This window comes from Actinoplanes sp. NPDC023936, assembly GCF_040639325.1.
GTDB lineage: Bacteria > Actinomycetota > Actinomycetes > Mycobacteriales > Micromonosporaceae > Actinoplanes.
Genome location: NZ_JBEZZR010000005.1, coordinates 271802 through 295047, shown reverse-complemented (window position 1 = coordinate 295047; position 23246 = coordinate 271802). Strand labels below are relative to the sequence as shown.

17 protein-coding genes are annotated in these 23246 nt (G+C 71.5%); 5 read left to right on the top strand and 12 right to left on the bottom strand.

The annotated features are described in order from the left end of the window. Positions 1–20: 20 nt before the first annotated feature. Positions 21–692: a PIG-L deacetylase family protein gene (locus AB0F72_RS09980; protein WP_360428377.1), complete on the bottom strand. Its 672-nt coding sequence runs from the start codon at positions 690–692 to the stop codon at positions 21–23. 2 nt (positions 693–694) lie between these two features. Further along, the gene (locus AB0F72_RS09975) at positions 695–1243 is read right to left on the bottom strand and encodes a hypothetical protein (RefSeq protein ID WP_360428182.1); all 549 of its coding nucleotides are present in this window, start codon (positions 1241–1243) and stop codon (positions 695–697) included. Between the two features lie 246 nt (positions 1244–1489). Here AB0F72_RS09975 and AB0F72_RS09970 point away from each other — a divergent pair, with 246 nt between their 5' ends. Beyond that, positions 1490–12115: an amino acid adenylation domain-containing protein gene (locus AB0F72_RS09970; RefSeq protein ID WP_360428179.1), complete on the top strand. Its 10626-nt coding sequence runs from the start codon at positions 1490–1492 to the stop codon at positions 12113–12115. Here the strand turns inward: AB0F72_RS09970 and AB0F72_RS09965 are convergent. Then, on the bottom strand, positions 12079–13374 hold the full coding sequence (locus AB0F72_RS09965; protein WP_360428176.1) for an HIRAN domain-containing protein: 1296 nt from the start codon (positions 13372–13374) through the stop codon (positions 12079–12081). The two genes, AB0F72_RS09970 and AB0F72_RS09965, sit on opposite strands and share 37 nt — an antisense overlap. Before the next feature lie 195 nt (positions 13375–13569). Between AB0F72_RS09965 and AB0F72_RS09960 the strand changes: the two genes are divergently transcribed. After that, the gene (locus tag AB0F72_RS09960) at positions 13570–14733 is read left to right on the top strand and encodes a S8 family peptidase (protein WP_360428173.1); all 1164 of its coding nucleotides are present in this window, start codon (positions 13570–13572) and stop codon (positions 14731–14733) included. Here AB0F72_RS09960 and AB0F72_RS09955 read toward each other — a convergent pair. From AB0F72_RS09955 to AB0F72_RS09945, 3 genes are all read right to left on the bottom strand, one after another. After that, entirely contained in the window at positions 14626–15345 is a 720-nt protein-coding gene (locus AB0F72_RS09955) for a lysoplasmalogenase family protein (protein ID WP_360428170.1), read from the bottom strand. The two genes, AB0F72_RS09960 and AB0F72_RS09955, sit on opposite strands and share 108 nt — an antisense overlap. Positions 15346–15516: 171 nt before the next feature. Then, positions 15517–15840, bottom strand: a complete 324-nt coding sequence (locus AB0F72_RS09950; RefSeq protein ID WP_360428167.1) for a hypothetical protein — start codon at positions 15838–15840, stop codon at positions 15517–15519. A gap of 29 nt (positions 15841–15869) precedes the next feature. Next, a complete protein-coding gene (locus AB0F72_RS09945) occupies positions 15870–16688 on the bottom strand; it encodes an alpha/beta hydrolase (protein WP_360428164.1) in 819 nt (272 codons plus the stop codon). 170 nt (positions 16689–16858) lie between these two features. Here AB0F72_RS09945 and AB0F72_RS09940 point away from each other — a divergent pair, with 170 nt between their 5' ends. Both AB0F72_RS09940 and AB0F72_RS09935 read left to right on the top strand, forming a co-directional pair. Continuing rightward, entirely contained in the window at positions 16859–17986 is a 1128-nt protein-coding gene (locus tag AB0F72_RS09940) for a hypothetical protein (protein WP_360428161.1), read from the top strand. Beyond that, positions 17965–18237 carry a hypothetical protein gene (locus AB0F72_RS09935; protein ID WP_360428158.1) on the top strand — a complete coding sequence of 91 codons (273 nt, stop codon included), beginning with the start codon at positions 17965–17967 and terminating at the stop codon, positions 18235–18237. Before AB0F72_RS09940 ends, AB0F72_RS09935 begins: the two co-directional genes overlap by 22 nt. Positions 18238–18288: 51 nt before the next feature. Here the strand turns inward: AB0F72_RS09935 and AB0F72_RS09930 are convergent, their stop codons facing one another. After that, on the bottom strand, positions 18289–19308 hold the full coding sequence (locus AB0F72_RS09930; RefSeq protein WP_360428155.1) for an aldo/keto reductase: 1020 nt from the start codon (positions 19306–19308) through the stop codon (positions 18289–18291). A gap of 112 nt (positions 19309–19420) precedes the next feature. Between AB0F72_RS09930 and AB0F72_RS09925 the strand changes: the two genes are divergently transcribed. Further along, positions 19421–19978: a TetR/AcrR family transcriptional regulator gene (locus AB0F72_RS09925; RefSeq protein ID WP_360428152.1), complete on the top strand. Its 558-nt coding sequence runs from the start codon at positions 19421–19423 to the stop codon at positions 19976–19978. On the opposite strand, the gene AB0F72_RS09920 is transcribed toward AB0F72_RS09925, so the two are convergent. The 5 genes from AB0F72_RS09920 to AB0F72_RS09900 are packed head-to-tail and all read right to left on the bottom strand — an operon-like array spanning position 19968 to position 23223. After that, positions 19968–20792, bottom strand: coding sequence for a hypothetical protein (locus AB0F72_RS09920; protein WP_360428150.1), 825 nt, complete (start codon positions 20790–20792; stop codon positions 19968–19970). The genes AB0F72_RS09925 and AB0F72_RS09920 overlap by 11 nt on opposite strands. Continuing rightward, positions 20789–21256, bottom strand: a complete 468-nt coding sequence (locus tag AB0F72_RS09915) for a SitI3 family protein (protein ID WP_360428147.1) — start codon at positions 21254–21256, stop codon at positions 20789–20791. Before AB0F72_RS09915 ends, AB0F72_RS09920 begins: the two co-directional genes overlap by 4 nt. Further along, positions 21256–22551: a hypothetical protein gene (locus AB0F72_RS09910; RefSeq protein WP_360428144.1), complete on the bottom strand. Its 1296-nt coding sequence runs from the start codon at positions 22549–22551 to the stop codon at positions 21256–21258. Before AB0F72_RS09910 ends, AB0F72_RS09915 begins: the two co-directional genes overlap by 1 nt. Beyond that, a complete protein-coding gene (locus tag AB0F72_RS09905; protein ID WP_360428141.1) occupies positions 22548–22850 on the bottom strand; it encodes a type VII secretion target in 303 nt (100 codons plus the stop codon). Before AB0F72_RS09905 ends, AB0F72_RS09910 begins: the two co-directional genes overlap by 4 nt. Next, complete coding sequence (locus tag AB0F72_RS09900) at positions 22843–23223, bottom strand: hypothetical protein (RefSeq protein ID WP_360428139.1); 381 nt, start codon at positions 23221–23223, stop codon at positions 22843–22845. The genes AB0F72_RS09905 and AB0F72_RS09900 overlap by 8 nt, the downstream gene beginning before the upstream one ends. Between the last annotated feature and the right edge of the window lie 23 nt (positions 23224–23246).

Sequence of the window (23246 nt, the reverse complement as noted above, 5' to 3'; positions counted from 1 at the left end):
AGGGGACGCCACGCCGCCGGTCACGCGGCTACCTGAGCCGCGTACACCGGCATCTCCGACCTCATCGGCAGCACCAGAGGCGGCGCCAGATCCCACACGAAGCGGGCCGGCATGTACGCCTCCGCGAAACGGACCCGGGCCTGGGCGCCGAAGTGCCGGGCCGAGGCGGCGACCACCTCCGGGTCGACCATCGCGGACGACTCGACCTGGCTGCGGTGACACGCCAGGGCGGCGATCTTGCGGTCCAGGTGTGCCGAGATGTCGACGTAGACGGTCGGCTCGAACCGGGTGGTGGACGGGCTGCGGTAGTGCAGGATCCGCCGGCTGTGCCGGGTCGCGGACAGCGTGGCCGCCGCGACCGCGCGGTGGTCCTGGTGCGAGTCGTCCGGCGCGTGCACGTAGACGACGTCCGCCTCGGCCTCGCGGATCGCCTGCTCGATCAGCGCCACCGTGGCCGCGTCCGGGCTGACCGCGCAGTCCACCAGACTGCCCCAGATCAGGCCGCAGTCCAGGCTGCGGGCGGCGGCCTCGGCCTCGGCCCGGCGGCCGTCGACCAGGCCCGGACCGTTCTGCCCGCCGGTCACCACGAGCATGGTGACCTTGTCGCCGGCCGCCCGGTGCGCGGCGAGGGTGCCGCCGCAGCCGAGCTCGATGTCGTCGGGGTGCGCGCCGATCGCCAGGACGCTGCGCATCGTCACGGCTGGGTCACCGTGCGACGCTTGCGCCACAGGTAGACTCCTCCGCCCACCAGAGCAGCGATGACCAGCACGAGGATCGGCCCGGAGCCGTTGCCGCCGGCGGGCAGGCTGACGTCCTTGCCGCACGTCGGCCGGTTCCAGTGCCCGGTGACGTACTTGCCGCCGACCTTCCAGGTGACCTGGGTGTCCTTGGAGATCCACCCGGTCGCGAACGACGCCTTGTGGGTGCCCGGGTCGAACCGGGTGGTGACCTTCGCGTCGGTGCTCCTGGTCGTGCCGGTCAGCACGACCTTGTTGTTCTCCCCGGCGTCGATCTTCCCGGACTTGCCGGCCGTGCTGACGTAGCCGAACACCGCGCGGTAGGAGTTGGTCTTGCTGTCCTGCACGACACAGTCACAGGTGGGCGTGCCGGAGAACGTCTGCCAGGTGGCCGCCGCAGGCGTCGAGTTCAGCACGAGCACCGTCGCGATCGCGGCGACCAGCGCGGCACCGGACGCCGCCAGGAGCGCACGGCGCCTCCGCAGTGACTGGGGCACGAGACGCATGGGTTTACCTCCGCAGGTCTGCCGGACACGCCGGGTGGCGCGTCGTACCCATCGGCCCGGCCCGGAGATGCCTGAGTAGCGGGCGGGTTGCACCGCGACATCTGTAAGGGTGTGCCGAGTTCGCCCGTCGTTGCAGCGAAATGCTCGATTCCGGCCTCGGCTTCGCCGTCGGCACCTGCCTTCTCCGGTACGGGTGACCGAACGGTCCCCGAGAGTCCTTGATGATCTTCGGTAACGTGTCCGGCCATGACTCTCACCGATGTGCTGGCCAGGGCAGCTGCTCTCGCCCCCGATCAAGGCATCGTGCATGTCGGAGACACCGAGCGTTTCGTCGGTTACGCGGAGCTGCACGCCGACGCGCTGCGCGTGGCGGGCGGCCTGCGGGCGGCCGGCTTGAACCCGGGCGACCCGCTGCTGGTGGTGGCGGCCGCCGGCGAGGACTTCCTGGCGCTCTTCTGGGGTGCGGTGCTGGCCGGGGTCGTACCCGTGCCGTTGCCGCCGGAACCGGACCGCCTGGCCGCCGTCCGGCGTCATCTGTCGTCGCCGGCCGCTTCTCCGGTGTCGCCGGCCCTGGCCGGTGACGCCGTCCTGCCCGGCGCGCTCTCGCTGGCGACGCTGCGCTCGGCCGAGCCGCTCGCGGAGCCGCATCCGGCCCGGCCCGACGACGTGGCGTTCCTGCAGTTCTCGTCGGGCAGCACCGGAGCGCCGAAGGGCGTCGAGCTGACCCACCGCAACGTTGTCGCGAACCTGGAACAGGCCGCGCAGGCCAGCCGGATCGGGCCGTCGGACGTGGTCGTCACCTGGATGCCCTACTTCCACGACATGGGCCTGATCGGCACCCACCTCACCCCGGTGCACGTCCGCTGCCGGCAGGTGCGGATCAGCCCGCTGACCTTCGCGAAGCGGCCCGAGACATGGCTGCGGGTCGCCGACCGGCACCGGGGCACGGTGCTGTCGGCGGCCAACTTCGCGCTCGCCCTGGTGGTGCGCCGGGTGCCGGACGCGGTGCTGGACACCCTCGACCTGAGCAGCGTGCGCCTGCTGATGGTGGGCGCGGAGCCGATCTCGCCTGCGGTCTGGCGGGCGTTCGCCGCGAAGATGGACCGCGCCCGGCTGCGGCGGTCGGCGCTCGCACCGGTGTACGGGCTGGCCGAGGCCACGGTGGCTGTCGCGTTCCCGCCGATGGGCGAGGTCGCCGAGCCGGTCGCGCTGAGCCGGGCGGCGCTGTCCCGCGGTGTCGCTGTCGCGGCGCCACCGTCGGCGTCCGCGGTCGAGTTCATGGACGTCGGCCACCCGGTGCCCGGCTGCGCGGTCCGGATCGTGGACGCCGGCGGGCTCGTGGTCGAGGACGGCCTGGTCGGGGCGGTTCAGGTGTCCGGCCCGAACGTGACGCGGGGTTACCACCGCGATCCGCGGGCCACGGCGGCGGCGCTGACCGGTGACGGGTGGCTGCGGACCGGCGACATCGGCTTCGTCCGGAACGGGCGGCTGGTGATCAGCGGCCGGGAGAAGGACGTGCTGTTCGTGCACGGCCGCAACTTCCACGCCGCTGACCTGGAGGAGGTGGCGGCCGCTACGCCGGGGCTGGGTGCCGGGCCGGTCGCGGTGGTCGGCGCCACCGACCAGGCCGGCGGGCGCGAGCTGGTCGTGGTCTTCGTGGCCGCGCCGGCCGTGCGATCCGATCCGGACGTGGCCGAGCGGGTGCGGCGGCGGGTGGCCGAGGCGCTCGGTTACGACCATGTCCGGGTCGAGGTGGTGCCGCGGGGGGCTTTCGCCCGAACCACCAGCGGCAAGCTGCGCCGTCAGGCCCTGCGCGACCGCATCCCGGCCACGCCGCTCTCCGCCGCGCCCATCCCGGCGGTGCCCCTTCCTGCCGAGCCGTCCACCCGAGGTACACCCGAAATCTCGCCTGATACCGGATATTTCCGGTCTCGGCGGGACATGGAAGGGCTGGTCCGGGCGGCGTGGGCGCGGGTGCTGCGCATCGAGCCGGAGACGATCGGCGCGGAGGACCGGTTTCTCGCGATCGGCGGCTCGTCGCTCGCGGCCATGGAGGTGCTCGCGGAGCTGGAGGACGCGCTCGGCCGTACCCTCGATCCGGTCCTCCTGCGCGACTGCGCGACCGTTCCCGCCCTGGCCGACCGCCTCCTGGCCGACCGCCCCCCGGCTGAGCGACCCCTTGCCGGTCCTCTTCCCTCAGCGGTTGAGCCCGGGCCGGGCGCGGCCGGCGCTGCCCACGACCTGGCGATCATCGGGATGGCCTGCCGGTTCCCCGGCGCTGACACGCCCGAGCAGTTCTGGGACAACCTGATCAACGGCCGGGACTCGGTCACCCGGTCCGACCGCTGGGACGGCCATGGCGCGTTCCTCGACGACCCGTCGCTGTTCGACGCCGGCTACTTCGGCATCGGCGACGAGGAAGCCCGCCTCCTCGACCCGCACGCCCGGATCTTCCTGGAGCTCGCCCACGAAGCCCTGGAACGCGCCGGATACGCCGGCCCGCGCCGCCACGGCCACCGGATCGGCGTCTTCGCGGCGGTGGGCGAATCCGGGTACCCGGAACTGGTCCGCGACGCCCTGCCCACGACCAGCTCGCACGCGCTCACCGGCAGTCTTCGCAATCTCACTCCCGCGCGGGTGGCGCACCTGCTCGACCTGCACGGTCCCGCCGTCGCGATCGACACCGCCTGCTCGTCGGCGCTCGCCGCGCTGCACCTGGCCCGGCTCAGCCTGCTCGCCGGCGACTGCGACGTGGCGATCGTCGGCGGCGTGAACCTCAACCTGACCAGTACCGGGCACAGCCTGCTCGCCGGCGCGCAGGCCCTCTCCCCCACCGGCCGGTGCCGGGCGTTCGCCGGCGACGCCGACGGTTTCGTACCGGGCGAGGGCGGCGCGGCGCTCGTCCTGGCACGCCCGGAGACCACCGGCGGCGCACCGGCGCTCGCCCTGCTGAAGGGCACCGCCGTCAACAACGACGGCCGTTCGCTGAGCCTGATGGCCCCGAATCCGGTCCGGCAACGCGAGGTGGTCGCCGAGCCCTACCGGCGGATGGGCCTGGACCCGGACGGCGTCACCTACATCGAGGCGCACGGCACCGGCACCCCGGTCGGCGACCCGATCGAGGTTCGGTCGCTGGCCCACGCGTTCCCGCCCCGGCCGGGCGGCGAGCCACGACTGCTCGGCTCCGTGAAGACCAATATCGGTCACCTGCTCAACGCGGCTGCCATGCCCGCGCTGCTCAAGGTGATCCTCGCCTTCCAGCACCGCGAGCTCCCGCCGTCACTGCACCGGGGCGAACCGTCCCACCGCTTCGACCTGGCCGCGGCCGGCTTCGAGGTCCTCACCGAGCGCCGCCCGTGGACCGGCCCGCTGGCCGCGGTGAACAGCTTCGGCTTCGGCGGAACCAACGCCCACGCCGTCCTGGCCGCACCCCCGGCGACCGCTTCCGGCGCCTCGGGCGCGATGCCGTCGCGCACACCGTGCCTGCTCACCCTCTCCGCGCACTCCGCGGCAGCGCTCGCCGCCGTGGTCGCCGATCTCGCCGCCCACCTGCGCGAGCACCCGGAACTGCACGAACACGACGTCTGTGCCACCGCGTCGACGGCTCGCGACGATCAGCCGTACCGGCTCGCTCTGGTCTGCGACGGTGACCTCGCCGAGCGACTCGCGGCAGCGAAGCCCGCGCCTCGCACAGGCCGCGCGCCCCGCGTGGCGTTCCTCTTCACCGAGCCGGCCCCGTCCGGCGTCGCCGAGGCGGCCCGGTTGCGCGCGTTCGGCATCCAGCCGGACGCCGTCGCCGGCCACGACGACGGCGAGCTGACCGAGGCCGTGATCACGCGCCTGCTGGCGGACGGTTTCGACACATTCGTCGTGATCGGGGAACACCGTGAGCTCCTGTCCAAGCTGCCCAGCGGTTCGGCGCTGACCGCCGAAACTGGCGATCGCGCGCTTCTCGAGACCGCCGCTGAGCTGTGGCGACGTGGCGCACGGCTGGATCGGGCGGGCCTTGATGCGGGCAGCCGGCGGGTGCCGTTGCCGACGTACCCGTTCCAGCGCCGGCAATTCTGGATCACCCCGCCGATCACGCTCGCCACGCCGCGCTGGCTCCCGGACCCACTGACCGCTTCCGATCCCACCGGCGAAGTGTCCGTCTTGTGGGGATCTTTCAACGCCATGACAGCCCCGACATCCGGTCATCTTCTTGTCATCACCGAAAATGCCCTGGTTACCGGCGTAGACGGGGAAACCCACGACCCGGCCCAGGCGGTCCGGCTCGGCCTGGCGATGGCCTGGGCCGACGAAAACCCCGACCTTGGGGTACGGGTAATCGACCTCTCCACGTCCGATCCCGAACAGGACCGTCACGACGTCGTCGCCCGGGAGGCCGCCGCCCCGCCGTCTCCCGGCCCGGCCTCCGTCGTGGCCTGGCGCAACGGTCAGCGGCTGGCGCGCTCGTTCCGGCCCGAGAAGACGCCCGAGCCGGTGGACCTGCCACCGGACGGCAGTTATCTGATCGTCGGCGGAGCGGGTGCCGCCGGTTCCGTCATCGCCCGCGACCTGGCCCGGCGCGGCCGGCCGTCCCTGCTGCTGGCAGGCCGCTCGGCAGAACCCGTCGCCCTGCTCGCCGAGCTGCGCGCCCTGGGCGCCACGGCCGAGTACCGGGTCGCGGACATCGCCGTGGAGTCCGACGTCGCGGCGCTGGTGGACGGCCGGACCTTCGACGTGGTGGTGCAGGCGGCCGGCGTGGTGCGGCCGGGCAGCCTGCGGTCCAAGAGCCCCGCCGACCTGGCGGCCGGGCTGGCGGCCAAGGTGACCGGCACCACACTGCTGTTCGACGCCATCGTCCGCCGGCAGCCGCCACGCGCAGCAGTGCTCAGCGAGCGGCCGGCAACGCAGGCGGGCGCGGACCCGCTCGTGGACGCGGACCCGGGCGCGGACGCGGAGGCGGCTCCCGGGCCGCTGTTCGTGGCGCTGTCCTCGGTGTCGTCGGTGGTGCCGGGGCTGGCCGGCGCGATCGGCGAGTACGTCGCCGGCAACGCCTTCCTGGACGCTTTCGCGGCGGCGCAACGGGCGGCCGGCCACAGGTTCGTGGCGGTCAACCTCCCGGCGCTCTCCGGCGGCGGCCTGGCGAACGGCATCGGCGGAGAGCTCCCTGTCACACAGGTCCCGGAGATCCTCTGGTCGGCCGCAGCCCTGAACGCCGCCCAGGTGCTGGCCGGCGCACCCAGCGCCGCCCCTGCCACCGCCGCCGGTCCCGGCGTTGGCGCGGTCGCGGATCGGCCAGGACCTGCGGTGCGAGAGGCCAGCCTCCGGCGGGACGAGCTTGTTGCTGTCCTCCGGGAGCTGCTCGGCAAGGCGCTCGATCGGGAACCGTCGAGCATCGGACCGGACGAGCCGTTCCTGTCCCTCGGGCTGGACTCGCTCACCGCCGTCGACCTGGTCAAGGAGCTGGAGACACGGCTCGGGCGCAGCCTGTCGACGACGCTCTTCTTCGAGCATCGAACAGCCGGTGAGCTCGCCGGCCATCTCGCGGGACCGGACGGGTTCCCGCTCAGCCCGGTGCAGCAGGCCTTTCACACGGCCGGCCGGCTCTATCCCGAGGTGCCGGCTTACGCGTACGTGAGGCAGACCGTGACCGGACCGCTCGACCTGGACCGGCTCCGCGAAGCGTTCGTGGCGCTGGAGGAGCGCCATCCGATGCTGCGTGTGCGGATCGACGCCGCTGGGCAGCGCTTCGAGCGTGGCGGCAGGGCGTCCTGGTTCAGGGTCGTGGAGCTGGACCGGCCACTGGCGGAGTTCGACGCGGAGCTGCGGAACTCGACGTTCGACCTCACCCGGGAAGCCCCGATCCGCGCGGTGCTGGCCCTCGATCACCCGGAGCGGAACACGGCCGGCGACGCGGAAGCAGGCCCGGTCGCTGCGGCGCATCTGCTCGTGGTGGCGCATCACGCGGCCGCTGACGGGTACAGCCTGGCGATCCTCGGTGACGAACTCTGGTCGATATACGGGGGTCCGCCGCCGCCCGCGCCACCGGCCACGACGTTCGCCGAGCACGAGGCGTTGCGGGCCGCGCCGAAGCCGGCCGACCTCGAGCATTGGCGGTCGGCGCTGGGCGGATATCCGTCGCTGGCGCTGCCGTTCGCCGGGTCCCCGGAACCCCGGCCGCCCTATGCCGTGCATCAGGTCTCGGCTGATCCGGCGCTGACGGTGGCGCTCGACGAACAGGCTCGGGCGGCCGGTGTCTCGCTGTTCCACCTGCTGCTGGCCGCCTATGCGCGGTGTCTTTCCCGGTGGTCCGGCCAGTCCTCGGTTCCGGTGCTTGTCGCTCGCGCCGGTCGAGAGGCGCGGCTGGCCGGGATTGATCGGATGGTGGGCCCGTTCGCGGACACCCTGCCGGTGCTCGCCACCGTCGAACCGGACGAATCCGCGGCAGCGCTGGCCGGGCGGCTGCGGGACGCGTGGCTGGTCAGTGAGCAGCACGGGTCGGTGTCCAGCCTGGATCTCTCGCGGTTGCTCGTGGACGTGGAGACGGCGAGCTTCAGCTTCGCCCGGTTTCCCTCGGCGGGGGTGACCGCTGTTGAACAGGTGACCGAGACCGTCGCGGGTACCGCGACGGCCGGGACCCGGCTCGGCCTGGTCTGTTTCGAGGCGCACGGCGCGCTGCACTTCTCCTGGAACCACCCCGCCGGCCTGTTCGAGCCGGCGACGGTGGCCCGCTTCGCGGCGGAACATCTGGCCGAGGTGACCGCTCTGGCCCACGGTGAGCCGTCGAGTCCGCAGCCGATCGTGGAGCGGATCAGGGCGCAGTGCCGGCGCACTCCGGCGGCCACCGCCGTGCTGACCAGCGGGAAGCCGCTCACCTACCGAGATCTCGACCTGGCCTCCGACCGGCTGGCCGCCACGCTGCACGCACACCTCTCCCCCACAGGCGACGTCAGCGACAGCCCCGGCAGCGCTGGGCCCGACAGCGGCAGCGGCCGGCGACGGGTCGGGCTGCTCACCGGACGCGGCAGCGCTACCGTGATCGGCCTCGTCGGCATCCTCAAGGCGAACGCCGCCTGGATTCCCCTCGACGCGGCCCACCCGCCCGCGCGCCTCGCCGACCAGCTGATCCGGACCGGCGCGGACATCGTCGTCTGCGACGCCGAAACCCGCGGCGTAGCCCACGAGCTGGGCACCTTCACCGTCGTCGACGTGAGTGCCGCACCACCGGCAGCGCATGCCCATGCTCGACCAGCCACCGCCCCGCCCCCGGTGGAGACCCGGCCGGACGACATCGCCTATGTCATCTTCACGTCCGGCTCCACCGGGCGCCCCAAGGCCGTGCCGATCACCCACCGCTCGATGGTCAACTACCTCGACTGGGCCATCGACGAGTTCGGATACCACTCCGGCGACCGGCTGGCGCAGACGGCATCCCCCTGCTTCGACGCCTCGGTGCGCCAGCTGCTGGCGCCCCTGCTCGTCGGCGCGACCATCGTGGCCTGGGACAACGACACCGTGCGTGATCCGGCTGAGCTGTTCGAGCGGCTGGCCGACGACCGGGTCACCGTGTGGAGTTCGGTCCCGACGCTGTGGGAGCGGCTGCTCGGCGCCGCCGAGAAGAGCCACCGGAACCCTCCCCTGCGACTCGTGCACGTCGGCGGCGAGGAGCTCTCCCCCGTACACGTCAGGCGGTGGTTTGACCGCTTCGGACCAGGTCAGCGAATCACCAACCTCTATGGCCCGACCGAGACCACGATCAACGCCACCTGTCACGTCATCACCGAGCGCCCGGCGGACGACGTCCTGCGCCTGCCGATTGGAAGACCAGTCAGGGGTACGGTCGTCGCGGTGCTCAGCGAGAACGCGGACGGCCGGCCGTGCGCTGCCGGTGAGGTCGGTGAGCTCTACATCGGCGGGGCCGGGCTGTCTCCCGGCTATCTGGACGACCCGGAGCAAACCGCGGCACGGTTCATCGAACGAGACGGCCGGCGCTGGTACCGCAGCGGCGACCGCGCCGTGATCGACGCCGACGGCCTCCTCTGGTTCCGGGGCCGCGTCGACGACCAGGTGAAACTCCACGGGTACCGGATCGAGCCCGGCGAGGTGACAGCGGCGCTGCGCCGGCACCCGTCGGTGGAGAGCGCCGCCGTGCGGGTCGAGGCCGGCCGCCTCACCGCCTGGGTCCAGCCCCGCGAACCCGTCGAGCCGGCCGAGCTGCGGGCGTTCCTCGCGCAGTCGCTGCCCCCGTACCTGGTGCCGTCCCGCTTCGAGATCGTCACCGCGCTGCCGCTCACCGCGACCGGAAAGGTTCAGCTGCCGGCGAGCCGCACCGAGCAGCTTCTCGCCCGGATCTGGTGCGAGCAGCTGGGCCTCGCCCGGGTGGGTCGTGACGACGACTATTTCCAGCTCGGCGGGGATTCGATCGGCGTTCTCGACATGTTCGCCACCCTGGAGACCGCCCTGCGCGAGGACGTTCCCGCGACGGCACTCGCGGAACCGTCCGGCGCCACGGAACCGCCGGTCCTGCCGCGGCCCACGGTGATCTACCGGCACCGTACCCTCGCAGCACTGGCCGCGGCCGTCGACGGCGCGCGGGCGGCCCCGCCCGAGCCGGCGCCGGACGACGGCGGCGCCTTCGCGCTGACCGCGAGCCAGCGTGGTTTCCTGCTCGCCGACGCGGTCGGCGCCCCGTCGACGTGGCTGGCCGCGCCGCGCCTGCACGGGCCGCTCGATCGGGAGCGATTCCAGCGCGCCGTCGATGTCCTGGTCGAGCGGCATCCGATGCTGCGTACCGTCGTCCAGCCCGATTCCCGGCCGCCGACGCAGCGGGAGCTGACCGCGCCGGGACGGCTGACCGTCGGGTTCGAGGCCGATCCGGCGTCACTCGACGAGGAGCTCGCGACCGAGAAGGCCCATCGGTTCGATCCGGCGCAGTGGCCTCTGCTGCGGTTGCGGCTGCTGCGCACGGGGCCGGACGAGCATGTGCTGATCATGCATGCGCACCATCTGATCGGGGACGGCTACAGCGTCGCGCTGCTGGCCCGGGAGTTGTTCGCGGTCTATGACGGTGCGGAGCTGCCGCCGTTGCGGTCGACGTTCCGGGACTACGCGGCGCTACTCGACGGGCTGACCCCCGAGGTCGTCGTCGACGGTGGCTCGTTCGGGGCCGGGACGGTGTCGGCGGCCGGGTTCACGGTGCCGGGGCGGGTTCCGTTCGCGACGGTGCTCTCTGCGTACCGTGCGGCTCTGACCAGCGTCACCGGTTCGCCGGAGCCGGTGATCGGCGTGGCGGTGACCGGTCGTGATCACGCGCTTCCGGACCTCGGCCGGGTCTTCGGGCCGTGCGCGACGGCGGTGGCGGCACGGCCCGGCACCGATCTCGCGGAGGCCCGCACCCGGGTGTTCGCCGCCCCACGCGGCTGGCGCTACTTCCTCACGTATCTGGACTTCGACGCGCTCGGCCCGCTGACCGGCGACACACTGCGATGGGAGTGGTCGGATTCGGACTCGGAGCTGACCGTGCCGCCCGGAACCGACGTCCTGCTGGCGGCCCGTCCCGTTGCCGGCGGCCTCCGGGTGACGCTGCGCGGTCATCTGCCCGCGGAGACCGTGGAGCGGCTGGCGGCGGCGCTGCGCACCGCCTTGCGGCGGCTCGACGCCGCGCTGATCGGCTACCTTCCGGCCCCCGCGCAGCTCGCGCAACTGATCCCCGCATCGGTACGGGCCCTGCTGCCGACCCTGGATCGCGAGAGCATCCGGGCAGCCCTCTTCCCCGACGGCAGAGCACGCCTGCTGGAGACGGCCGACACCCCGCTCGGGCGTTCCGGATTCGTGTGCCTGCCGAGATTCGCCGACGAACTCGGCGACCCGGGTCTCGCGGAGGCGGCCGCCGCGGCGGTGGACGTGGCCGCCGGCCACGGCGCCCGCACCGTCTCGCTGGCCGGCATGATTCCGGCGCAGACCGGATACGGCACGGCGGTGGCCGAGCTGGTCCGTTCGACCGCTGTAATCACTACCGGTCATGCGGTCACGGCGGCGTCGGTGGTCCGCACCACCCTGGCGGCGCTCGCCGCGCGGGGCCGCGACCTGTCCGGCAGCGTGGTGGCGGTGGTCGGCGTCGGCTCGATCGGCACCTCGTCGCTGCGGCTGCTGCTGGCCCGCGGCCCGGAGTCGCCGGCCGGTCTGATCCTCTGCGACCTGCCCGCGGCCGCCGACCGGCTGGCGGCCCTGGCCGATTCCCTGGCCGATTCCCTGGCCGGCTCCCGGCCCGGCGTCCGCACCGAGATCGTCGCGGCCGCACCGGCGGCGCCGGACGCCGTCTACCGCGCCGACGTCATCATCGCGGCGACGAGCGGCGGCCCCGGCACCCTCGACGTCGACCGGCTGCGACCGGGAACGATCGTCGTCGACGACTCGTTCCCGCACTGTTTCGACACCACGAAAGCCCTCACCCGGATGCGCGAGCGGGGCGACGTCCTGATCGTCGGCGGCGGCCTGCTCGACTGCGGCCCGTCGACCCGCGAGGTCACGCCCGGACTGCCGGCGGCCCAGTTCAGCCTGCCCGGCACGATCGCCTCCTGCCAGCTGGAGTCCCTCCTGCACGCGACGGCAGGCGACACCCCACCAACGGCCGGGAATCCCGGAGCGACGGCAGGCGGCACCCCGGCCGCGGCAGGCGGTGCCGGGGCCGCGACCGGCGATCCGAGGACCGCGCGGACGGCCGGGCTCCCTGCCGTCCTCGGGCCGGTGACGGCGGAGCAGGCGGCGGCCTACGGGGACGCGCTCGACGCGGCCGGCGTGCGAGCAGCGCCGTTGCACCTGCTGGGCACGGTGGTCGCTCCCCGGGAGGGTCAATCCCAGGAGGGCATCCACCACTGCCAGCCGTAGGGCGGCGGCGGCCAGGACGGGTCGGGGCGCCAGCCGGGTGGTGGTTTCCACCCGTAGGGCGGCTCCGGCCAGTTCGGCGGCACGACGAACCGGATGCCGGTCGGTTCGGGCGGGATCGTGCCCGGGTCCCAGCCCGCCGCGGGCGCCGTGCCGGGACCAGCGGACGGCGAATCCGGAATCACCGCAGCCGCAGCCGGTGCCGGTGCCGGTGCCGGTGCCGGTGCCGGTGCCGGTGCCGGTGCCGGTGCCGGTGCCGGTGCCGGTCCCGGTCCCGGGATGACTGGCGCCAGGCCGGGAACCACGGGTGGCGGGCCCGGGATCACGGGCGGCACGGTGGATGTCTGCGGTGAGCCGCCGGCAACCGACCCGAGCGAAAGGGAGAACGTCGCCGCACCCGCCGGCACCGGGACCGGCGACGCGGGCGGCACCGGAACCGCCGGTGGCGGCGGGATGGTGACCGTCGACGGCTCCGCGCCCATCTTCACGGCGTACACGTGCGCGTCCGCGATCCAGCTCTCCGGCAGCTCGTGCGCCCGGACCACCTGCAGCACCACTTCGGCCTTGAGCCGGTTCCCCTTGACCACGGCCCGCACCCCGGCGCCCAGCCCACCCTCGGCGAGCATCCGCACGGCGGGCAGCACCTCACCGCTCATCTTCGGCGTCAGCTGACCGACCCGTACCCCGTCGATGCGCACCTCGACCACGGTCCGGACGCTGCGGGCCAGTTGTTCGGTGACCTCGTGCAGGGTGGCGTGCACCCAGCACTCGCCTTCCGGGCAGAGCCACGGGATCAGCGCGTCGAGGTGGTGTTCCTCGCCGGTGACCTGGATGGCGCCGCCGAGCGGCAGCATCAGATGCGGCCCGGTGGGTGGGGCGTTCCCGGGTACGAGCATGTGCGGCTCGGCCAGTTCGAGGCGCGCCGAGTACCCCCAGTCGCCGCCCCAGACGTGCGCGGTGACCTGCGGCTCCCACCCGTTGGCGACGAGCTCGGACAGAACCGGGACGTAACGTGCGGCGTCGGCGCGGGACAGGTGGCCGATCTGACCCGAGCCGGCCCAGACACCGACCGCGTTGGGGTCGTGCCGGTTGCGCGGATCCGGCACCAGCCGCACGGCCGTGACGATCTCGGCGTCAGCCGAGCCGCCGACCGGCGAGGACCGACGAAACAGGGACTTCAGCGCCGGGGTGTAGTGCGACTCGCCGACGACCTCGATGTTCGCCCAGCCGCGCTGGCCCCACAGGTCAAACGGTACCGACATGGACGGCAAGCGTACGGACGCCCGGGCGGGACGGCACTCCGCGACGCTCGCCCGTACAGCCAGCGTTTTCGCCGGATCAGCGGAAGCGAACTCCCGTCATTCACAGGCCTCAATTCACAGTGTTAGCGTCTGACCACCCAACGCTGGGAGGAACAGATGAGAAGGATCCTCGCTGTCTCCACGAGCAGTGCCCTCATGACCACTGCCCTCATGACCACTGCCCTCATGACCTTCGGACTGGCGTCCGGCGCCCAGGCAGCGCCCGCGGAAGCTGCCGTCACCGCGGTGCCCGGCGCCGAGGCGGTGCCCGGAAGCTACATCGTGGTGCTGAAGTCCGGCACGGTGGCGAGCACTGTCGCCGCGGAGCACGACGCGACGGTGCTCCACACGTACCACAGGGTGTTGAACGGTTTTGCCGCAAGCATGACGGCGCGCGAAGCGCGGCAGATGGCCGCCGACCCGGACGTAGCGTTCGTGCAGCCCAACGTGATCCATCGGATCTCGGACACGCAGGCCAACCCGCCGTCGTGGGGCCTGGACCGGATCGACCAGCGCAACCGGCCGGTGAACGCGGCCTACACCTACGGCACGACCGCGTCGAACGTGCACGCCTACATCATCGACACCGGGATCCGGACCACGCACCAGGACTTCGGCGGGCGCGCGAGCAGCGGATTCGACGCTGTCGACGGCGGCACGGCGGACGACTGCAACGGGCACGGCACGCACGTGGCCGGCACGGTCGGCGGCGGTTCGTACGGCGTGGCGAAGGGCGTGCAGCTGGTCGGCGTGCGGGTGCTCGACTGCCAGGGCAGCGGCACGACGGCGCAGGTCGTGGCGGGGATCGAGTGGGTCACCGCGAACGCGCGGAAGCCGGCGGTGGCGAACATGAGCCTCGGTGGCGGCGCCGACACCGCACTGGACAACGCGGTCCGCGCCTCGATCACCTCCGGCGTCAGCTACGCGATCGCGGCCGGCAACGGGCTGTTCGGCCTGTTCGCGCTGGACGCCTGCACCCAGTCGCCGGCCCGCGTCGCGACCGCGATCACCGTGTCGGCCACCAACTCCAGCGACGCGAAACCGTCCTGGGCCAACCGCGGGAGCTGCGTGGACGTCTTCGCGCCGGGCATCAGCATCCCGTCCACGTGGCACACGGGCGACACCGCGACGAACACGATCAGCGGCACGTCGATGGCGTCGCCGCACGTCGCCGGGGCGGCCGCGCTCCACCTCGCGACCCACCCGGGCGACTCACCTGCTCAGGTACACAGCGCGGTCGTCGGCAACGCGACCGCCGGCGTCGTGATCAGCCCAGGCTCGGGCACGCCGAACCGGCTGCTCTACACCGGAGCGTTCTGAGCCGCCCGCGTCCTGCGGCCGCGCCCACCCTGTCGCGATCAGGGCGAGCGCGGCCGCGTGCGCGGCGGCGGCGACCGCGGGGAGGTGCAGGCCGGCATGTCCCAGATCGGCATGCCCCAGCCCGGTCAGCACATCCGCGACCACGAACAGCACCCCGCCCGCCGCCACCAGCGGCGAAACCCCTGCCGCTGCCGCGGCCATCGCGGCCAGCGCGAGGCTGTAGACCAGCAGGGGTACGCGGAGAGCACCCCACCGGTCGCCGAAGAGCGCATTGACCGAGACCGCCAGCAGGGCGAACGTGGCCGACGGGGACGGCAGCGGTTTCGCCCGGTTGAGGAACGCCAGCGTGAGGCAGACCAGGGTGCCGAGGAAGAAGGCCATGCCGGCCAGCAGGCCACCGCGGTGCGGGACGAGCAGGGCGATGTCACCGGCGGTGGCGAACCCGAGGCCGTAGACGACGGCGTCAGGTCGTCCCCTGGCGTGCAGGACATGCCAGATCAGGAGCGGGGCCAGTAGCGGGGCGGTGACCCACTGGAGTACGGACAGGCCGGTGGCGGCGGCCGCGACCTGCACGGCGGCGCCTACAGCGAACAATTTCAGTGGAAGCGTCATACCCGGCGATACCCCGTCATGGCGGGCAATCATGACGGTGGGATGGAGCGCGCGTCAACGGCTTCGACCAGTTGTTAACGCGCGGTTCATGAGCTCTACCTCAAAGGGGCACTCCGCGTGCGAGACCGCGCCGGCCCGGCGCGCCGATCGGACGGTGCGGTCCCGTGTGCGTTACGCGGTGCGCTCGTTGCGCCCGGCCGTGCTCCGCCCGGCCGGGGAGTAGTTCCGCTGCCCGGTGTTCCCGGCGTCGAGCCGCTGGATGTCCAGTTGCAGATGCTCCGGCAGGCCGGTGCCGCACGAGTCCATGAAGATCGCGTTCCGGACCCGTGCGGCACGGCCGCCGGGCAGGGTGACAGGCGTTCCCGGCGGGGCGACCGTGTCCGGCGGACAGAAGATCACTTCGTTTCTGACCAGGCACGGGCCCACCTCGGTGCCGTCGACGTGGACGGTGCGTGGCTCGTCGGCGTGCAGCAGCGCGAATTCCAGCCAGTTCACGTCTACCAGTTTGCCCGCACGTCGGTGGATCAACCCAAGTTCTTGCGCGTGACCGTCCACTGTGTTCCGCTGCCCAGCCCCAGGATCAGCGAGCGGGCCGCCTGGTCGCCGTTGAGCTGCCATTTCAGCCAGGCCACGCCGACCCTGCCGTACTCACCGCCGTTCACCTCGGCGAAGGTGCCGTAGTGACCGACCGGCAGGTGCGCGAGCAGCGCCGGCAGGCCGGCGGGCAGGCGGCTGTAGTCGTCGACCGCGTTCGGGTACGCGATGTCGTCCGGCCCACCGGTGATGTAGGCGACCGGCGCGTGCAGCCGGGCGAGACGGTAGTTCTCCAGGTCGCTGAGCAGCCCGCTGTTCCAGACCACCGTGGTGTCGACCCGCGCGTCGGCGCTCGCCTCGACGGCTTCGATGCCGCCGCAGGACTGACCCATCACCGCGACCTTGCCGGTGTCGATCTTCCCGCGGTACCTGCTGCCCACCCGGCTGTTCTCCGCGACGGCCCAGTCGATCGCGTCGATGAGCATGTCGGCGTCGGTGCTGCCGGTGCCGCCCGGCCGGCCGTTCGCGATCACCAGGAAGCCGTGCGAGGCGAACTCCTTGAGGATGTTCTGGAACCAGGTGCCGTCGGCCCGGCAGGCGCCGTTGCCCCAGACCACGATCGGCAGCCTCTCCGCCGGGAGGGTGGCCGGGCGATAGATGGTGTGGTTGTAGAGACGGATCGTGGTCTCGTAGTCGGCCGGATAGGGCCCGGAGCCACCGGGCGCCGCCTGCGCCGGGGTGGCGGTGAGGGTGAGGGTGAGGGTGGCAGCGAGCGTGATCGTGATCGCTGCGATGAGCGCCTTTCTCATGCCGTTCCTCCGATCGTGAAAGAACCGGGTGGCTTCGGCGCGGAGGCTCTTCATCCCCGTCCCTCCTTCGCCGCGCCCTTTGACATCGACGTTCGCCGATTAGGCGCCGTCCCGGATCGGCGAAATCACCGGCCCTGAACCGGGGCCGGTCCGCACTGGTACACCCGCACGTGACTCTTGGGCTGGTCGAGGACGCGCACCAGGTCGCGTCCGGCATCCGGAACGGCAGCTGGGTGGACGCCTCACTGGGCGGCGCCGGGGTGTCACTCGAGGCGTTGTCCTTCGTCCTCGATCCCCTCGGCGGCCTGGTCAGCTGGGGTGTCGGCTGGTTGCTGGAGCACGTCGAGCCGCTGCGCGAGGCCCTGGACGAACTGGCCGGCGACGCCGCGGCCGTATCCGCGCAGGCAGCGACGTGGCAACAGGCGGCGACGTCGATGTCGTCCGCCCGGACGTCATATCTCGGCCGGGTCCGGGCGGACACCGTGGCGTGGTACGGGGACTCCGGCGACGCCTACCGGGTCCACGCCGACGGGCACCTCACCACGATGGAGGGCATCGGCATCGCGGCCGGTGGCATCGCGGCGGCGGTCTCCGGCGCGGGCACGCTGGTGGCGATGGTCCGCGAGATCGTCCGCGACCTGATTGCCGACTTCGTGGCCACGCTCGCGGTGCGATTGCCGCAGTGGCTGGCCGCCGAAGGTTTGACGCTCGGCATAGCGACGCCGGTCGTCGCCAGCCAGGTGGCGAGCCTGGTCTCCGGCTGGGCCCACCGGATCCAGCACTTCATCCGAGGCCTGCTGACCAGCCTGCGGCGGCTGAGCGGGAGACTCGCCGAGCTCACCAGGACGCTGACCGACCTGGAGAAGCTGGCCCAGCGGCTCAGCCGGAAGCACCCGGCGGACCGCACTCCACTCTTCTCCCGTTCGGGAGCGCTGTCCAACCGCGAGGTCGTCGATCAGGGCGTCGGATTGCCGCGGACCAGCGAGATCGTCGACCACTACACGAAGCTGGCCGGGGTCGACTTCCGTGGCGCTCCGGTGGAGATCCTGGAATCGCCCGACGACATCGCCTACCTCGACTACTGGAAGGCCGTCGCGCGAACCGACTCGGCTGGTGTTCAACTCGGACCGGCCGCATTCCAGGACGAGGACACCCTGGTACGTACGCTGGGGCACGAAAGCGTTCACGTCCGCCAGTACGCGGACGGGCGCGTCGAGAGCATCACCGGTCCGCTCGAGGACGAGGCATACGCCGCCGAGGAGGGATTCGTCGCCACATGGATGAGCAATCGCAGGTAGCCAGACTCGTCGTCGACGAGCTCCACCGGCTCTCCACCCGCCCCTGGGTCTTCGTCACCGGCCGGTTGGAGGGCGGCGTTCTGCGGATCGGCGATCGGCTCGCCGTCACCTACCGCGACCAGCCACCGGCCGAAGCGGTGATCCGGACGATCGAGATACACACCCGGCCGGGGACGACGACGATCGCGGTCGACGCCGAGCTCGCCGACCACCTGGGCAAGGGCGCCGTGCTCACCCACGTTCCCGGTTGATCCGCCGGCCCACCGGCCGACCGGCCGATGGGCCGGCGGGCAAGCGCCGGATCAGCGGCGGCGGAGGGTGGGGTCGAGCAGGGACGGGGGTGTGTCGAACTTTTCGTCGGGGGCCAGGTCGCGGCCCGGAGCGACGATGCGGTCGATGGCGTCCAGGACGTGGGCGGGCAGGACCGTGTCGGCGGCGGCCAGCTGGGAGTGCAGGTGGTCGAGCGTGCGGGGGCCGATGATGGCGCTGGTCACCGCGGGATGGGCGGTCACGAAGCCGAGCGCCAGCTGGATCAGCGTGAGGCCGGCGTCGTCGGCCAGCTCGGCGAGTTGCTCGACGGCCTCGAGGCGGGCCTGATTGGCGGCGGTGGTGAGGTCGAAACGGCCGGGCAGGACCGCGGAGCGGTGGGTGGTGATCTCACGGCCGGCGCGGACGGCCCCGGAGAGCCAGCCGGAGGCGAGCGGGCTCCAGGCGAGCACGCCCATGCCGTACTCCTGGGTCGCCGGGAGCACGTGTGCCTCGATGCCACGCTGCAGGATCGAGTAACTGGGCTGCTCGGTGGCGTACCGGGAAAGATGGTTTGTGGCGGACGCCCATTGCGCCTGGACGATGCGGTACGCGGGGAAGGTCGACGAACCGAAGGAGCGGATCTTGCCGGCTCGCTGGAGGTCGGTGAGGGCGGACAGGGTCTCCTCGTCGCTGGTCCGGGGGTCCCAGCGGTGGACCTGGTAGAGATCGACGTGGTCGACGCCGAGGCGCCGCAGGCTGTTGTCGAGGGCGGTCATCAGCCAGCGGCGTGAGCTGCCCTGATGGTTGCGCTCGTCGCTCATCGGCATGGCGGCCTTCGTGGCGAGCACGATGTCGTCGCGGCGGCCGGCGATGGCCTTGCCGACCATCTCCTCGGAATCGCCGGTGCCGTACATGTCGGCCGTGTCGATCATGTTGATCCCGGCGTCGAGCGCCGCGTCGACGATGGCGGTGGCCTCGGCCTGGGTAGTGTTGCCGATCTTTCCGAAGTTCATCGCGCCGAGCACGAGCGTGCTGACCTGCACACCGGTCCGGCCCAAGGTGCGGTACTGCATGGCGGTTCCTCCTGAAGATCTGGCATGCTGTTCAAACGGAACGTTGTTCCGCTAGGGAACCATACGGAACAACGTTCCGTTTACCAAGAGACGTGACGGAGGCGACAGCACGGTGGTGCCACGGAAACGCGCCGACGCGCGCCGCAACGAGGAGACGCTGCTGGAGGCGGCCGCCGCCGCGTTCGTGGCATCGGGCGTGAACGTGCCGGTCCGCGAGATCGCCGCGCAGGCCGGTGTCGGCGTCGGCACCATCTACCGGCACTTCCCGACCCGGGCCGACCTGGTCGTCGCCGTCTACCGGCACCAGATCGAGGCCTGCGCCGAAGCCGGACCGGCGCTGCTGGCCGGCGGCGGGACGGCTCACCAGGCGCTGGCGGCGTGGATCGACATGTTCGTCGATTTTCTGGTCACCAAACACGGGCTGGCGGAGGCGTTGCAGTCCGACGACGCGACGTTCCAGACGCTGCATGGGTACTTCTTGGAGCGTCTGCTGCCGGTGTGCGAGCGGTTGATGGAGGCAGCGCGGGAGGCCGGTGAGGTGCGGGAGGATGTGTCGGCTTATGAGGTGATGCGGGGGGTCGGGAATCTGTGCGCCGGGGCCGGTGATTCGCGGTATGACGCGCGGCGGCTCGTGGGGGTGCTTGTGGGAGGGTTGCGGGTCAGCGCTTGAGCCAGGGAAGGGGTTCGGGGGCGCGGTGCCACCACCACGCCTTGTCCGCCGGGACGCCGGGGATCTCCCGGGTCGCCTTCCGGAACGTCTCGTCGACCATCGCCACCGCGGCCATGACGGTCTCGGCCAGGTCGAGTGGAAGCTGTTCGAGGTCGGCGGCCAATCGATCGCGCGTTCCGAGATCCTCCTGCCAATACTCCAACGGATACCACCCGTCCGGTGGCCAACCGGACGTCATCCGCACCACCATTGCTTCCCATGCCGCCAGCGCGCCCAGAACCTCACGCACTGCTCTTGTTGACTCTGACGGCGACCGCAGCCGGTTGGCGATCGGGGTCTCCATGCGATGTTCACGGATCACTTCGGGCTGGGCTTCGACACGAGCATGCGGAAGCAGACCGACCGGCCTCTCCACTGCTTCGATCACATGCAGCCAGACCTCTCCTTGCTCTTTCCCGTCCAGGCGGACCCTCATCCGCGGACCGTGGGGTTCCACCAGCCAGAAGGCGCTCGGTGGGTAGCTCTCAGCGGCATAGACGATCGGCGTGCACAGCCGCGCGGCAAGCCGTTGAGCGAATTCAGCCTCGGAAAAGTCCACCGTCCTCATGTAGAAATCGAGATGGTAGGTCAAATCACCATCGAACGGCTCATATGTGCATAGTACGGCTGCACCCGAATTTCTGCCCTCGTGCCAGTCGGAATCAATGTCGACGTCATCGCCGGAGACTCCGGCGAGTTCGCACAACGCAGCATGCAACCGGCCGACGTCCAGGGTGTCCAGAAGATAAAGGTCGTAGATCGCAGCGGTGGTCATAGCAGCGGCTGCGGCAACGGCCGGACCGGGTGCCCTGCGACAAGAGCCGCAACCTCGACACCGTCCAACCAGTCGTGCCACCCACTGTGGAACACCACTTCGCCCGGCGACCATTGCAGGATTGCGACATCGCCGTTGTGAAGCAGCACGCCACGGCTGGCGTACCTCGCCGAGAACGCCAGTGCTGAGGAAATCATCAAGGCCACGTTGTGCTCACGATCGCGTTCACTGGCCAGGTTTTGGAAGCGGAACGTCCCACTGACCCGCTCGTTGAATCCGAACAGGCGAGAGGTCTCGTCTTCCTCGCCATCAGCGACCCGGTAAACCGTGGCATACATGCCGTCCCGGAAGACTGTCCCACCGGCACCTATCTCCCCCTCGATCGCGGCGGCGAAGAACTCTCGCAACTCGTCATCGTCCAGATCCGCATCGGTGCTCAGGTCGTATTCAAGGGCCATCTTCATCACTCACCAAAGGGGTAGAAGGGAATCACTTCGCCATCCTGCACGACGAGTATCTCCTTCAGATTCGCTATTGGCTTACGCTGCAACACTGCAGCTATCTCCTCCATCGTGCGCGGCGTGTCGTCCATGAACAGGACGAGCCGATCCGCCTGCTCTTCCCTGACCTTCTTGCTCAGCTTGTTCCGGATCTTCTCCGCGTTGTCGGACGCCGGCGAGTAGCAGTCGAAGTACTCGCCCGCGATCTTGTAGTCCGGTTCCTTGCCGTTGGCTTTCTTCTCCGGGTTCTGTTCGATGTCGTAGCCGTGTCGGGCGAGCACATCAGCCGATTCGTTCTCCCGTCGCACGCCCCTGTCGTTGAGTCGCTCCGGGTGAGCCTCGGTTCGCTTGCCTCGAGGGCGCAAGTTCGGGTTCGGCGGCCCGGATGGTGTCGTCGAACCCGACCTACCACCGGTTGCACCACCAGCACCCGACTTGCCGGCGGCACCGGTGCCGCCGGTGCTGGGGTCGACTCGACCGGTGAAGGGAAGCTTGCGGGCCATCCGGGCCAGCAATTCTCGTAGCTTTTCCAGGATCCTGGACAGGGATTCGGTCTTCGGAAGCAGGTTGCGGAGGCTTGCGAGCAGACCCCGGATGAAGTGCTGGATCCGGTTGGCCCACTTCGCCACCAGGCTCGATACCTGGCTGGCCACGAAGGGCGTCGCGATGCCCAGGGTCAGGCCCTCCGCCGCGAGCCACTGCGGCAGCCGGACCGCCAGCGTCGCCACGAAGTCGGCGATCAAATCTCGGACGATCTCGCGGACCAGGGCGACCAGCAATCCCGTACCCTCAACGGCCGAGGCGATGCCGCCGGCGGCGACGCCTATGCCGTCCAGCGCAGCCAGATGCTCGCCGGCGTGGGCGCGGTAGGCGTCGCCGGACTCGCCGGCCCAGGCGGAGACGTCGGCGGAGAGCCGGGCCGCGTAGTCCGCCCGCGCCGCCTGCGTGTACGCCGCCACGTTCTGCCACGTCGCCGCGTGGGCGGCCACCTCGTCGGCGTTGCCCGCGAGGTTGTCCAGGGCTTCCTTCAGAACCGAGACGTGTTCCATCAGCCAGCCGACGCCCCAGCTCACGATGCCGCCGATCGGGTCGAGGACCAGCGACAACGCCTCCAGCGACGCTCCCACGCCGCCGAGGGAGGCGTCGATCCAGCTGCCGTTCTGGATGCCGGTGACGATCTGGTGGGCGTCCTCGACCAGCCCGAGCCCGGTGATGCCGGTGGTCGAGTCGGCCACCGGCGCGACGAGCGGGCTGGTCACGGTGACCTGATCTCGCCGGCCGCGTGGTTGTCGGTGGCCTCGAACGTGCGGACCGCGTCGCGCAGGTTCAACGCGGTCTCCTGCAACGCCTCGGCGCTGCCGTTCATCGCGACCACGGCGACCTCGAACACCCCGGACAGGATGCCGGGCAGGAACGAGCACAACATGCCGTACGCGCCGGGGTCCATTGCGACCTGCGAAACCGCGGAACGTGCCGTGCGGACCGCGTCGGTGACCCCCTCGACCGCCGACGCGTGCCCGAGCACGGCGGGGACCGGCAGATCCACGAACTCAGCCATCGGAGTCCCCCACCGCCGGTGACGGGAAGCGCCGGGTGAAGCCGTCCAGCACGGCCCGCCCGGTCTCCGAGTCGGCTCCGACGGTGTCGCGGACCTCCTCGGCGACCAGGTCCACGAGCGACTGCTGCGCGGACCGCATCACGGCGAGGATCTCCTCGCTCAATTCGTGCGGGCTCAGCTCGTACATCCGATCATCGAGGTCCAGGCCCACGACCTGGCCGTTCGCGCCCACGGTGACCGACGCGTAGTGGCCTCGCGCCCGCGCGCTCAGGCCGGCCACCCGCTGCGCCAGCCGGGCCGCGCGGGCGGCCTGCGCGTCGATGCGCGCGGTCCAGCCTTCCAGCCACTCGTCGGCCGCATCGATGTCCCTCACCGTCGCCACCCCCTTCGCCGTGC